At 57.1% G+C, this 14,366-nt stretch carries 8 protein-coding genes and 3 rRNA genes (1 of these 11 only partly in view); 7 read left to right on the top strand and 4 right to left on the bottom strand.

Annotated features, from left to right (window positions below; all coding sequences use genetic code 11):
• Nucleotides 1–37 precede the first annotated feature (37 nt).
• A complete protein-coding gene (locus tag JOE34_RS06920) occupies nucleotides 38–1,519 on the bottom strand; it encodes a YdgA family protein (protein ID WP_209995350.1) in 1,482 nt (493 codons plus the stop codon).
• A gap of 275 nt (nucleotides 1,520–1,794) precedes the next feature.
• Between JOE34_RS06920 and JOE34_RS06915 the strand changes: the two genes are divergently transcribed.
• From JOE34_RS06915 to JOE34_RS06885, 7 genes are all read left to right on the top strand, one after another.
• The gene (locus tag JOE34_RS06915) at nucleotides 1,795–2,484 is read left to right on the top strand and encodes an HAD-IA family hydrolase (protein WP_016569314.1); all 690 of its coding nucleotides are present in this window, start codon (nucleotides 1,795–1,797) and stop codon (nucleotides 2,482–2,484) included.
• A 20-nt stretch (nucleotides 2,485–2,504) separates the two neighbouring features.
• Nucleotides 2,505–3,512, top strand: a complete 1,008-nt coding sequence (locus JOE34_RS06910; protein ID WP_003318993.1) for an aldo/keto reductase — start codon at nucleotides 2,505–2,507, stop codon at nucleotides 3,510–3,512.
• Between the two features lie 318 nt (nucleotides 3,513–3,830).
• The gene (locus JOE34_RS06905) at nucleotides 3,831–4,568 is read left to right on the top strand and encodes a GntR family transcriptional regulator (RefSeq protein WP_063314583.1); all 738 of its coding nucleotides are present in this window, start codon (nucleotides 3,831–3,833) and stop codon (nucleotides 4,566–4,568) included.
• A gap of 813 nt (nucleotides 4,569–5,381) precedes the next feature.
• Nucleotides 5,382–6,158: a DUF3050 domain-containing protein gene (locus tag JOE34_RS06900; RefSeq protein WP_024682562.1), complete on the top strand. Its 777-nt coding sequence runs from the start codon at nucleotides 5,382–5,384 to the stop codon at nucleotides 6,156–6,158.
• A 42-nt stretch (nucleotides 6,159–6,200) separates the two neighbouring features.
• Nucleotides 6,201–7,148, top strand: a complete 948-nt coding sequence (locus JOE34_RS06895; protein ID WP_057445186.1) for a diiron oxygenase — start codon at nucleotides 6,201–6,203, stop codon at nucleotides 7,146–7,148.
• Nucleotides 7,145–10,591 (top strand): non-ribosomal peptide synthetase, encoded by a 3,447-nt coding sequence (locus JOE34_RS06890; RefSeq protein ID WP_209995348.1) that lies wholly within the window; start codon nucleotides 7,145–7,147, stop codon nucleotides 10,589–10,591. The genes JOE34_RS06895 and JOE34_RS06890 overlap by 4 nt, the downstream gene beginning before the upstream one ends.
• A 32-nt stretch (nucleotides 10,592–10,623) precedes the next feature.
• Nucleotides 10,624–11,103, top strand: a complete 480-nt coding sequence (locus JOE34_RS06885; RefSeq protein ID WP_024662954.1) for an SRPBCC family protein — start codon at nucleotides 10,624–10,626, stop codon at nucleotides 11,101–11,103.
• Between the two features lie 117 nt (nucleotides 11,104–11,220).
• Here the strand turns inward: JOE34_RS06885 and rrf (JOE34_RS06880) are convergent.
• From rrf (JOE34_RS06880) to JOE34_RS06870, 3 genes are all read right to left on the bottom strand, one after another.
• Nucleotides 11,221–11,336: ribosomal RNA gene (rrf, locus tag JOE34_RS06880) — 5S ribosomal RNA — on the bottom strand.
• A 107-nt stretch (nucleotides 11,337–11,443) separates the two neighbouring features.
• Nucleotides 11,444–11,559 (bottom strand): 5S ribosomal RNA (gene rrf / locus JOE34_RS06875).
• A 158-nt stretch (nucleotides 11,560–11,717) separates the two neighbouring features.
• Nucleotides 11,718–14,366: ribosomal RNA gene (locus tag JOE34_RS06870) — 23S ribosomal RNA — on the bottom strand; it runs 244 nt beyond the window's last position.

Below are 14,366 nucleotides of genomic sequence, written 5' to 3'. Positions count from 1 at the left end.
ATGGCCCGTCCTGACAGCAGACCGTGTTACAAGCGGCTTACTGGTTACCCAGCACGCCGACCTTGCCCATGACGTTGCTCATGAACTGCTGCACGGTCATTTTCTGGCCATTGAAGTCGACCATCTGGTTGGCGTAATGCAGGTCGGAGACGATGTTGTCGCCGTCGACCTTGGCCAGTTGCATCATCTCGGCCATGGCACTGGCCATGTCGCCAGCGGCCTTGGCCTGATCGGCGATGACCTTGAGGTCGGTCTGGCCTTCACGCATGGCTTGCTGGGTCGCGAGATCGCGAATCATCGGTTTGGACAGGACGACCTTGGCGTTGACTTCGCCCAGGCTCTTCATGAGCAGCGCATCGGAAGGCTGATCGAGCGGGCCTGGATCGGCCAGGTCCACGGCGATACGCATGTGGCTTTCACCGTTGCTGGTCTTGAGCGAGAGTTTTTCCAGCTCGATGTGCGGTTTGGCTGCCAGCAGCGTTTTCATCTGGGTGTTCATCAGCTCCTGATCAGCCGGGCTCAGCTCCAGACGGAACGGACGTTTCTCCTGCGCGGCCTCTTGCTGTTGAGGCAGGATTTTATCCTGATACAACTGATACAGCGCCTGAGTCGCCAACACATCGAAATTGGCGATCTTGAAGCCCATGTGCGCAGAACCGACGTCCTTGCCCGCGTAGGCAATCATGCCGGCATCGTAGTTGATCTGGGCTGCCAGGTTACCGGCATCTTCCTGCACCAGGTTGGTGTTGGTGAGATCGCGGATCTGTACCTGTGGCTTGCCCACCACCTGGAAACCCGCGTTCTGGATTTTCATGTTGGTGTGGCCCAGATAGAAACCGGACTTGCCTTTGGTACCACCCGTGTCGAAGGTCATGCCTTTGATTTCGATACTGACCGGGCCGTCAGGCGACGCGACATTGAGTTGCAGATTGTCCATGTTGCCCGCAAGGGTGAATTTTTCCGCATTGGCCGAGGACTCGGCATTCAGGTCCAGACCTGAAAAACGGAACGTGCCGTCGACGTCGGTCATTTCCAGCGGGGCCATCTGCAGCGTGCCTTTGGTGGCGCGGTCATAGCCGATGCTGGCCTGGCCCGTGAGCGGTGGCACATCCTTGCTCATGGCGAACCATTTCTCGGCGCTGGGGCTTTTTTCCATCTGGAAATTGCTCAGGGCCATGACCGGCAGCAGGTTCAGGGTCTTCAGATGCGACAGCGGAATGGGGCCGTGCTCGATATGGTCGACGAACAGAAACTGGCCGCCCTGGGTGCTATCGGACAGGTTCTGGATGTCGACGCGGTAGTGCGCCGTGCTGCTGAAGAAATGCTTGTCGAGCGAGAGCATTTCCAGCTTGACGCTGGTGTCCGTGCCTTTGAACGACTTGGCCAGTTCCTGATTGGTCTTGCTGATCGAGTCGTTCAGCGCGCCTTCCAGTTGATTGCCGGTGTACCAGGCACCGGCCGTAGCCAGTGCGCCCGCTACGACGATGACGCCAATCGCTATACCTGCTGATTTATTCATAGTGACGTGAAGATATCCGTTCTGATGATGGGAAAGTCGTACCGGGACCGGCAGCGCCGATTGAAAGCCGCGAGAGACTATCATCGGCGGATCCCGAGAGCCCAGCCTTCATGGCCATTTCTGTGGGCGCGTCGCCGTTCCGTAGGCGCGTTGGACATGGCCTTGTGCCTTTTGTTGCGCACGCCAATCCTGTGGAAAGGTTTTGAAACAGACCCTAGCCACAGCCTTCCCGGAAACGTTAGGCTGAAACGAATTTGCGAACAGGACGTGATCACATGAGCGAGCAGCAAAAACAACGAGGTCCGATCAAGGCCGTCATTTTCGACATGGATGGCCTGTTGCTGGACACCGAGGGGGTTTACACCGAAGTCACCCACTTGATTGCCAGTCGCCACGGTCGCACCTTCGACTGGTCGGTCAAGCAGCACACCATTGGCCGCGGTGCCCGGGACTTTTCGGACTACGTGATCAAGGCGCTGGAACTGCCAATGTCGATCGACGAGTTTCTCGAAGTCAGGGAGCCCATGCTTGAAGAGCGTTTCCCGCGCGCAGCAGCCATGCCCGGTGCCGAAGCCCTGGTCCGTCATCTGGCTGCGCATAATATTCCGATCGCCGTGGGCACCAGCTCGTCGGTGCATTACTTCAAGGCCAAGACCACCTTGCACCGCGCATGGTTCGAACTGTTCGACACCGTCGTCACCGCCGACGACCCGGAAGTCGGCGCTGCCAAGCCAGCCCCGGACATCTTTCTGGTCGCCGCCCGCCGTCTTGGCGTCTCGCCAGCCGATTGCCTGGTCTTTGAAGACTCACCATTCGGTGTGACCGCCGCCAAGGCTGCCGGGATGTACGCCGTGGCCGTGCCGGACTCGCACATGCCGGTCGAGCAGTACGAGCATGCGGACCTGCTGCTGGGCTCGCTGGCCGACTTCCCGCTCACGGCGTGGGGGTTGCCTGAGCTCGCCTGAATGACAAGGAGATGCTGAGCATGAATTATCGAACTCTTGGCCAGTCCGGCCTAAAGGTTTCCACACTGACACTCGGCTCGATGATGTTCGGTGAGCAGACCGGCGCCGAAGAGTCGCTGCGTATCATCGACAAGGCCAGGGATCAGGGCATCAATTTCATCGACACGGCGGATGTCTACAACGCCGGGCGCTCGGAGGAAATCGTCGGTCGGGCCATCGCGGCACAGCGCAGTGACTGGGTGCTGGCCACCAAGGTCGCCATCGGCCCGGCCGACGGCGTGCCCAACCGGGCCGGCCTGAATCGCAAGCACATGTTCAATGCCATCGAGAACAGCCTGCGGCGACTGGATACCGACTATGTGGATATCTATTACTTGCACAAGGAAGATCACGACACGCCGCTGGAAGTGACGGTATCGGCGATTGGCGATCTGATCCGGCAGGGCAAGATCCGCTACTGGGGTGTGTCGAACTTCCGCGGCTGGCGAATTGCCGAAATCGTCAACGTCGCGCAACGCCTGGGCGTCGACAAGCCGGTCATCAGCCAGCCGCTGTACAACATCGTCAACCGCCAGGCTGAGGTCGAGCAGATCACCGCTGCCGCACACCATGGCCTGGGCGTCGTGCCCTACAGCCCGCTCGCCCGCGGTGTGCTCAGCGGTAAGTACGCCCCGGACATCGCTCCCGACAGCGAGAGCCGTGCCGGACGTCAGGACAAGCGGCTGCTGGAAACCGAATGGCGCACGGAGTCGTTGCGTATCGCGCAGCGAATTCAGGCGTATGTGCAGGACAAAGGCGTCGGCATTGTCGAGTTCGCCATTGCCTGGGTGCTCAACAACCAGGCCGTGACCTCAGCCATCGTCGGACCAAGGACCGAGCAGCAGTGGGACGGTTATACCAAGGCTCTGACGGTGGAGATCACCGCTGAAGATGAAGCGTTCATCGATTCGCTGGTGACACCCGGCCATGCATCGACACCAGGCTTCAATGACGTTCAGCACTTCGTCTCCGGCCGCCTGACGCGCTGAGACGATCACGCCTGCGGCCTTATGCCGCGAGCGCATCACTGTTGCGCTCTGGAACGGTCGTTTCAGAGCGCGCTGTCATAAAAACAACACGTGAAACTCCTGTTACCTATGAATGCGAACTCGGTACGTGGGGTCGATGAGCGCTAAGATAGACGCATATTTTGTCGAGCTCGCCGGGCTGCAGCGCGGTCCGGCGCTCGCCGTTAAACATAATGATGTTTGTATTTTCGCGACGGACTGCCAAGTCTTGGCTAGTCTGTCGGCAACAAAGCGATTAATTGGACGTTGTCCAGCCAGGGTTGATGAAGAAGTAGGTCAATGCGCAAATCAGATAGAGAAGCCTTTCTGGGCTCCGTACTGGGCAATGAGCAGCCTCCGGCGCACCTTGCCAGAACCGTGATTGAAGAAAAGCTGCGAAACGCCATTATCGATGGCAGCCTGCCAAGCGGCACGGCATTGCGCCAACAGGAACTGGCGACGCTGTTTGGCGTCAGCCGCATGCCTGTGCGCGAAGCACTGCGCCAGCTCGAGGCGCAGTCGCTGCTGCGTGTCGAGACGCACAAGGGCGCGGTGGTCGCACCGTTGATCACCGAAGACGCGGTGGATGCCTATGCCTTGCGCATTCTCCTGGAGTCCGAGGCGTTGCGCCTTTCTATCCCATTGCTGGACGCCGATGATCTGGCGACGGCGAAGGGCTATATCGAGCAGCTTGAGGTCGAGACGGATTTCGGCCAGATCGGCAGACTCAATCGGATGTTCCACCTCTCGCTGTATGCCAAGACCCACAACAAGCGTCTCATGCGTCTGGTTGAAGAAGGCCTGAACGAAGAAGAACGCTTCCTGCGTTTCAATCTTTCCGACATGGGCCTGGGCAAGCTCTCTCAGGATGACCATTGGCAGCTGTTGCGGCTCGCCGAGCAGAAAGCGATCGAACCCTGTGTCGAAGCACTGCAGCATCACCTCAACCGTGGTGTTCAAGCCGTCACTCAATACCTGACCAGCAAAAAGGGCACCAAGGCCAAGCCGACCCGCACAGCGAAGAAAAACCCCGCCTGAATCATCAAGGCGGTCTATCCAGCAGGCGATGACTCAACGTCTGCGGATTGACCGCTTGCACCTCCCGCCCTCCTCTTCACACCTCCTCGATACATTGCCAGGCTCAACCTCGGCATGGCGTTTTTATCGCTATTTTCCTGATCTGCCGGATGGCCCAACGTCGGAATAAGGCAAACTCGACCGTGGCGCTGAGGAAACCAACCGGAGGATGTTCCCTGGCTACGGCTGAACGGCTCGCGCAGGATCGGAGCGGTTCTCTGTTCATCTGAACTCAATGGATAAGGAGTTGTTGAACGGGGCACACAGACATTGGAAGTCATTTCCAACTTCGCCCATTAAAAAAACCAGAACCCTGATTATTCAGCACATCGGCAACGCTGGGCGAGGCATTCGCTCATTATTAACAATTCCGGCTTAATCAGTCGGGAGGGTTGTCTGCACGCCTGTAAAACGTATTCACCACGTTTTATATGGCAACTTACACGCTTAAAAAACGGCTCATTAAATATTATTAAAAAAATGATTGCAGCCCTTGATAAGTTTGTTTTAAGTTTTCTTCGTCGTCAGTGATGTCGCGGCTTACCGGGCTAGACCTCTTGATATACAAGGGCCAGCGCTCGGAAAGCCAACGCGGCAGGGTGTCTCGAATTGAAATAACCGATGCGTGTTTGCGGCGAACAGGCCCCTCACACTCAGGCTTGAGTTCGCCTCTAACCCGGCATTTCATTGCGTTTTATCGCGGCACTGTCGACACGTTTATATCGTAGAAAACTGCAGCGCTACTTACCGCCCTCTTTCAATAGGAACGTCACTATGCCTTGTGAAAAAACACGACTCGCACATAAGAAAGTTGAACTTGGTCGTCATCCGATCTTTGCAGAAATCACGACATTGGATGTACTCCGGCGCTTTATGGAGACCCATGTATTCGCCGTCTGGGATTTCATGTCGCTGACCAAGCGCCTGCAACAGGAACTGACCTGCACCCAGTTGCCGTGGCTGCCGCCGACAGACGCTTCCTCTGCCCGCCTGATCAATGAGATCGTACTGGGTGAGGAGTCCGATGACCGACTGGGCGCGGGTCATTACAGCCACTTCGAGCTGTACCTGGATGCGATGCGCGAGATTGGCGCGAGCACGGTACAGATCGAGCGCTTCATCGAACTGCAGAGACAGGGCATGCGTTACACAACCGCACTGCAACACGTCGACGCGGGGCAGGCGGCGACGGCATTCGTGACACACACGCTCGATATCGCCCTGCATGCGCCGGCACACAGCGTTGCTGCGGCCTTTCTGCATGGACGCGAGAGCGTCATCCCGCAGATGTTCCAGACCATCCTCAATGACTGGGGCATCACCGCCCACCAGGCACCCACCTTCCGCTACTACCTGGAACGCCACATCGAAGTGGACGCCGAGGACCACGGTCCGGCAGCAGAGCAGTTGCTGGCTCGTCTGGTTGCCGACGACGCGCAGCGCGAGCGAGAGGTTTATCAGACAGCCATCGCCGCTGTGGAAAGCAGGGTCCAGCTATGGGACACGCTGCGCCTGAGCATGCGAACGCCGCTCGTGCAGGCCAGCGCGTAAGACCCGCCCGCAACACCCTGAAGCCTTTACAAGGAAGCCATCATGAAAGCAGAAGACTACATGTCGTTCATCGATGCGTGGGAAGGTCGCGCCACCATTCGGACTCGCCCACGCAGGATGGTCGAGAACGATGACAAACTGATCTACCCCCTCAGCCGCCAACCGCTGGTGCTCAGCGACACGTTCACCCGCGAGTGTGCGCATTTGCGCGATTACGCGCTGGTGCAGAGCCTCTACAAGTTCATCAATGATGTGGTGATCTTCGAGACCGAGATCGTTGACAGGACCGCGCGCAGTATCGCCAAGGACCACTTCACGATTCGCTTCCCGTTTGCCTGTCGCTATGACGCGATGACGGTGGTGGTCGATGAGGACTATCACGCACTGGTCGCGATGGACTTCATGCAACAGACCATCGCCCTGACGGGCATAGAACCTATCCAGTTGCCGGACGAGATTGAACTCAGCCGGGCCATTCCCGCCGCACTGGCTCTGGCCCCCGAGCATCTACGCAGCGCAGTGGAGCTGATCTGTGTCGCCATCGCGGAGAACACCGTGACCAATGACGTGGCGGCGTTCGCCAAGGACGAATCGGTCAAGCAATCGGTCAAGGGGCTGATGGCCGACCACTTGCTGGACGAGGGGCGTCACTCGGGCTTCTGGGCGCGGCTGGTACGCATCTACTGGCACACCGCTCCCCAACAGGACCGGGAATCCATCGCCCGCATCATGCCGGTTTTCATCGCTCAATACCTGACCAACGATATTCAGAATGGCTTCGACTTCACCCTGATCGACCATCTGCAGGTGCCGGACACCATCAAGCACGCGCTCAGGGAAGAGACCAGGGCAGTGAGTTTTCCAGTCAACCGCCATCACCCACTGGTGGCCAACATCGTGCGTTTCTTCAAGAACAGCTCGATGCTGGACGATCCTTGTGTACAGCGTGCGCTGGCGGACTATCTGCCTGCGCAGGGGACGCTGCAATGAAGCGCCTGGAGATTGTGCTCATCGGTCACAGCCTGACCTTGAGTGAACTGAATGCCGAGCTGCTGGACCACGGGCATGGCGTGCGGCATCTGTCTGATCAGCAGGCGCTGGACGCGGTGACGATGCCTGATGGCGGCGTGCTGATCGAAGACGGCAGCCTGTACCTGTCCCAGGAACACCTGAGTGCGTTCGGCCACTGCACGCATCTGCGCCTTCGGGTCGGTTTCGGCAATGCGCTGGAGTACGGGTTACCTCGGCTGGAGCTGCTGTGCTGGCATGGCGCTGCCCAGGCTCGACGCTTGATCGTTCGTGAGTGGCTGCCGGTCGAGGAATCAGGCAACGGGCGCGTACTGCGGGATGCCACTGTCGCAGCCATGGTGGATCTGGCGACATTGCAGATCAGCCGGTTATCCAGAGAAGACGACTATTTCAACGGTCTGACAAGCGTCACATCGGCCCAGAGTGATCGACAGCATGGCTTGCAGGCGATTGATCAATTGCTGTTCGAGCATCGCCTGAATCAGACGGATCAACCGCACCTGCTGAAACTGGCCGAAACACCCATCACCGAGCGGCTGGAGCAGGCGTTGCTGAAGTTTGCCGAGCGCCCGGCACTGTCCGTTCGCAACCAGACGCTCAGCTATCGGCAACTGCACGCGCACAGCCTGGCTATCCAGCGCTTGCTGCGGCCATTGCTGGCGCACGCGAAAGCCGACGCACCTCCGGTGATTGGTATCTGCCTGCGCAAGTCAGCCGAGCTGTATGCCGGCATCCTCGCGATTCTGGGTTGCGGTGCGGTGTACCTGCCGCTTGATCCCGGCCAGCCTGTTCAGCGTCAGCAGTACATTCTGGAAAACTCGGGGGCGATGCTGTTGCTGCACGATGGCGCGCACCCGCTGGCGGCTGCGGAGTTTCCGGCACTGAATATTGCTGCGCCGCCTGTAGAGGACGGAGCTTCAGCACATGCATACGTTACTGCCGATCAGGATGCGCCCTGCATGGCGCTGTACACGTCGGGCACCACCGGGCAGCCGAAAGGCGTATTGCTCAGCCAGCGCAATCTCAGCCACTTCACCGCCTGGTATGCCGAGCATGTGAGCCTGAACGAACACAGCCGGGTGCTGCAATTCTCTACGCTGAGTTTCGACTCGTCGATCATCGACATTTTCCCCACCTGGCTCAGTGGCGCCGAACTGGTGGTCCCCGATGAAGACCAGCGGCGTGATCCGTTGCAGTTGGTCCGCGTGCTGCAACAAGGCATCACCCATGCATTCCTGCCGCCGGCGCTGTTGAGCATCCTGCCGCTGCATCAGCCGCTGGGGCTTGAGCATGTCATGACCGGAGGCGACGTCTGTGAGCCGCATGTGATTGCGCAACTCACCGGCCAATGTCATTTCCACAACCTGTACGGCCCCACCGAAGCCACGGTGTTGGTTACCGCCTGCGAGTTCGCTTCGTCCAGCAGCAACCGCCATCTGGGCCGACCGATCGCTAACAGCCAGGCGTGGATTCTGGACGAGCAACTGCAGCCCGTGGCCGAGCAGACTCAAGGGGAGCTGTACATCGTCGGACCCGGTGTGTGCCTGGGCTATGTAAACAACCCCGAGCTTACCGCCGAGCGTTATGTGTGGCTGACGAAACCGGATGGGCAACTGATGCGTGCCTACCGTACCGGCGACATGGCCAAGTGGACGGCTGACGGCATCGTCCTCAGCGGACGCCGTGATAATCAGGTGAAGATTCGCGGTTTTCGGGTCGAGCCGGAAGAGATCGAGCATTGCCTGCGCGACAGCGGGCTGTATCGACAGGTCGCCGTGGTGATCGACAGGCAGCGGCGAATTCTGGCGTTTCTCGCTCAACCGTATCTTGAGCATGACGAACAGGCGTTAAAGGCGCATGTACAACGCCTGTTGCCTGATTACATGCATCCCGCCGTCTACACGATGTTGCCCGGCATGCCGTTCGCCAGCAACGGCAAGGTCGATCGCAAAGCGCTTCTGGAAATACCACTGAGCTTTATCGGGCAGCACACTCGTCGCCAACCCGAGACTGAGCAGGAACGGGCGCTGCTGGAGCTATGGGGCGAGCTGTTGGAGCTGCCGCCAGACGGCATCTCGACTGATGAAAGCTTTTTCAATCTCGGAGGCCACTCGATCCTGCTGTCGCGCCTGTTGCTGGGCGTTCGTGAACGCTTTGGCCGCAGCATTCCCATCAATCGTTTTATCGAAGCACCGACCGTGCTGACACTCGCCAGCCTGATCGACAGTGACGGCACTTCTGCCGGAGCCCTCAGTGCTCAGGCCCTGCGGGATGCGAACCCGGACTTTCAGCTGGCTACATTGCCGGTCAGCAGAATGGGTGATGTTCATAAGGTGATTGTCACGGGTGCCAACGGCTTCCTGGGTGTGCATATCGTCGAAGCGCTGTTCGACTGGGGGGCAACCGAGATCGCCTGCCTGGTGCGCGAGACTTCTGGACAAAGCGCGCAGCAGCGCTTCGAACATGCCCTGCGGGAAAACCGCCTGGATCACCTTGACCTGAGTCGCGTGAAGGTCTATCCCGCAGACCTGACCAAGCCCCGGTTGGGGCTCAGTGAAGCAGTGTATGAGCGACTGGATATCGAGTTTGGTGCTTTGGTGCACAACGCTGCCAATGTGAACCATGTTCAGGATTACGAAACCCTGGTCAAAGACAATGTGGCCCCGGTCTTTGAATGCTTGAAGCTGTGTGAGGGGCGCAGTAAGAAGGTCTTCAATTTCGTTTCGACGCTGTCGGCCTGCAGTGCCATCGATGCCGCCGGCAATGTGCTTGAACAACCCGCTGCCGCGACCCCGCCGATCTATATCAAGAACGGCTACAACCTCTCCAAGTGGGTGGCTGAGCGCATCCTGCAATGTGCCCGCGACCAAGGTGCCTGGGTGAACATCTATCGCCCCGGCAACATCGCCTTCAACAGTGTTACCGGTGTGTGTCAGCCACAGAAAAACCGCTTGATGCTGATGCTCAAGGGCTCGCTGCAATTGGGTCAGGTTCCGGCATTCGCCATCAACTTCGACCTGATGCCGGTGGACTTTCTGGCGCGCTTTATCGGCTTCCATGCCAGCCGTTATCAGCCAGAACACGCGGTGTTCAATCTGCATAATCCCGAGCCCTTGAGCTGGAGCGACTACGTGTACGCCTTCCGCGAGGCAGGGCGTCAGTTCGAGCTGGTCAGCGTCGAGCAATGGCAGGCGCAACTCCGGCGCGTCGACAGCCAGAACGCGCTGTTTGGCGTGCTGGGGTTCTACCTCGACGGGTTTGAAGAAGACATCGGCGACATCTCGATGATCGAGCACCGCAACACCCTGAACGGCATTCATCGCATGGGCGAACAGTACCCGCAAAAAACTCCGGCGTTGCTGCGCAGGGGCTGCGATTACCTGAAAGAAATCGACTTCATCTGAGCTACTACCCACTGAGATAAATGGAGAACGACATGAACACACTTCACAGCAATCTGAAACCCGACACCCTTATCAAGAACCCGGTGGCGTGCCGAGTGGTGTCCGCCGTGGACGTCTCCGGTGACGCGGCCAGCGTGTGGGCTGTCGTCGGCAACTTCGGCGGCTTCCAGGCATTCATACCGGCGCTGGAGAGCATTGAGGTCACTGGCGAAGGTCCGGGCTCGGTTCGCAACAAGCTGTTCAAGGATGGCAATGTGGCCATCGAACAACTGAACTCCAGGGACGATCAGGCGCTTTATATGACCTGGTCACTGATCCACACCAGCTTGCCAGTCAGCAATCTATGGGCGGCAATGACAGTGGAAGCCAGCGGTGATGGCGATACCTGCATCGCCAGCTGGACGATTGTTGCTGACCCTGTTGAGGAAGGGCCTGAAGGGGATGCATTCGAGGCGTTTCTTCAGGGGTTTGCAGATGGCGCAATGAGTAACGTGCGCAGCCTGTTTGGCTGATTGACGCTGCATCACAGCAGCCCGCTCGGAGCAAATGCCTGAGCGGGCTTTTTTATTTGATGACTCATAACGACAAAACCCCTCATCGCGTAAGCGATGAGGGGTTTCGGAATTCAATCTTGACGATGACCTACTCTCACATGGGGAAACCCCACACTACCATCGGCGATACATCGTTTCACTGCTGAGTTCGGGATGGGATCAGGTGGTTCCAATGCTCTATGGTCGTCAAGAAATTCTGTTGCCGATCCGTTAGCAGGTAACGTTCCAGCGAATTTTGGTGACTTCTACTTAAACAAAAACCCTCAACGCGTAAGCGATGAGGGTTTCTGGAATTCAATCTTGACGATGACCTACTCTCACATGGGGAAACCCCACACTACCATCGGCGATACATCGTTTCACTACTGAGTTCGGGATGGGATCAGGTGGTTCCAATGCTCTATGGTCGTCAAGAAATTCGGGTACCGAATCGTGCCCTGCGGCGCGCTTCAGCAAATCGGGTATGTGATAGCAAGCTGTTTCAGGTGTCATTCGTGACGCAAACTTTCGGTTCGTGTCATCTTCACAGTCACCGCAATCTGCTCATTCGACGCAAATTGCTTGGGTGTTATATGGTCAAGCCTCATGGGCAATTAGTATTGGTTAGCTCAACGCCTCACAGCGCTTACACACCCAACCTATCAACGTCGTAGTCTTCGACGGCCCTTTAGGGAACTCAAGGTTCCAGTGAGATCTCATCTTGAGGCAAGTTTCCCGCTTAGATGCTTTCAGCGGTTATCTTTTCCGAACATAGCTACCCGGCAATGCCACTGGCGTGACAACCGGAACACCAGAGGTTCGTCCACTCCGGTCCTCTCGTACTAGGAGCAGCCCCTCTCAAATCTCAAACGTCCACGGCAGATAGGGACCGAACTGTCTCACGACGTTCTAAACCCAGCTCGCGTACCACTTTAAATGGCGAACAGCCATACCCTTGGGACCGGCTTCAGCCCCAGGATGTGATGAGCCGACATCGAGGTGCCAAACACCGCCGTCGATATGAACTCTTGGGCGGTATCAGCCTGTTATCCCCGGAGTACCTTTTATCCGTTGAGCGATGGCCCTTCCATACAGAACCACCGGATCACTAAGACCTACTTTCGTACCTGCTCGACGTGTCTGTCTCGCAGTCAAGCGCGCTTTTGCCTTTATACTCTACGACCGATTTCCGACCGGTCTGAGCGCACCTTCGTACTCCTCCGTTACTCTTTAGGAGGAGACCGCCCCAGTCAAACTACCCACCATACACTGTCCTCGATCCGGATAACGGACCTGAGTTAGAACCTCAAAGTTGCCAGGGTGGTATTTCAAGGTTGGCTCCACGCAGACTGGCGTCCACGCTTCAAAGCCTCCCACCTATCCTACACAAGCAAATTCAAAGTCCAGTGCAAAGCTATAGTAAAGGTTCACGGGGTCTTTCCGTCTAGCCGCGGATACACTGCATCTTCACAGCGATTTCAATTTCACTGAGTCTCGGGTGGAGACAGCGCCGCCATCGTTACGCCATTCGTGCAGGTCGGAACTTACCCGACAAGGAATTTCGCTACCTTAGGACCGTTATAGTTACGGCCGCCGTTTACCGGGGCTTCGATCAAGAGCTTCGCTTGCGCTAACCCCATCAATTAACCTTCCGGCACCGGGCAGGCGTCACACCCTATACGTCCACTTTCGTGTTTGCAGAGTGCTGTGTTTTTAATAAACAGTCGCAGCGGCCTGGTATCTTCGACCGGCAGGGGCTTACGCAGTAAATGCTTCACCTCCACCGGCGCACCTTCTCCCGAAGTTACGGTGCCATTTTGCCTAGTTCCTTCACCCGAGTTCTCTCAAGCGCCTTGGTATTCTCTACCCAACCACCTGTGTCGGTTTGGGGTACGGTTCCTGGTTACCTGAAGCTTAGAAGCTTTTCTTGGAAGCATGGCATCAACCACTTCGTGTTCTAAAAGAACACTCGTCATCAGCTCTCGGCCTTAAGATCCCGGCTTTACCTAAGATCTCAGCCTACCACCTTAAACCTGGACAACCAACGCCAGGCTGGCCTAGCCTTCTCCGTCCCTCCATCGCAATAACCAGAAGTACAGGAATATTAACCTGTTTTCCATCGACTACGCTTTTCAGCCTCGCCTTAGGGACCGACTAACCCTGCGTCGATTAACGTTGCGCAGGAAACCTTGGTCTTTCGGCGTGGGTGTTTTTCACACCCATTGTCGTTACTCATGTCAGCATTCGCACTTCTGATACCTCCAGCAAGCTTCTCAACTCACCTTCACAGGCTTACAGAACGCTCCTCTACCGCATCATCAAAAGATGATACCCGTAGCTTCGGTGCATGGTTTGAGCCCCGTTACATCTTCCGCGCAGGCCGACTCGACTAGTGAGCTATTACGCTTTCTTTAAAGGGTGGCTGCTTCTAAGCCAACCTCCTAGCTGTCTAAGCCTTCCCACATCGTTTCCCACTTAACCATGACTTTGGGACCTTAGCTGACGGTCTGGGTTGTTTCCCTTTTCACGACGGACGTTAGCACCCGCCGTGTGTCTCCCATGCTCGGCACTTGTAGGTATTCGGAGTTTGCATCGGTTTGGTAAGTCGGGATGACCCCCTAGCCGAAACAGTGCTCTACCCCCTACAGTGATACATGAGGCGCTACCTAAATAGCTTTCGAGGAGAACCAGCTATCTCCGAGCTTGATTAGCCTTTCACTCCGATCCACAGGTCATCCGCTAACTTTTCAACGGTAGTCGGTTCGGTCCTCCAGTTAGTGTTACCCAACCTTCAACCTGCCCATGGATAGATCGCCCGGTTTCGGGTCTATTCCCAGCGACTAGACGCCCTATTAAGACTCGCTTTCGCTACGCCTCCCCTATTCGGTTAAGCTCGCCACTGAAAATAAGTCGCTGACCCATTATACAAAAGGTACGCAGTCACCCAACAAGTGGGCTCCCACTGCTTGTACGCATACGGTTTCAGGATCTATTTCACTCCGCTCTCCGCGGTTCTTTTCGCCTTTCCCTCACGGTACTGGTTCACTATCGGTCAGTCAGTAGTATTTAGCCTTGGAGGATGGTCCCCCCATATTCAGACAAGGTTTCTCGTGCCCCGTCCTACTCGATTTCATTGCAAAGGGATTTTCGCGTACAGGGCTATCACCCACTATGGCCGTCCTTTCCAGAACGTTCCGCTAATCTCAATACAACTTAAGGGCTGGTCCCCGTTCGCTCGCCAC

The sequence above is a fragment of the Pseudomonas sp. PvP028 genome (genome assembly GCF_017832255.1).
Lineage (GTDB): Bacteria > Pseudomonadota > Gammaproteobacteria > Pseudomonadales > Pseudomonadaceae > Aquipseudomonas > Aquipseudomonas syringae.
Note: the sequence above shows the minus strand (reverse complement) of the source record. Positions and strands in the feature narration are given on the sequence as shown.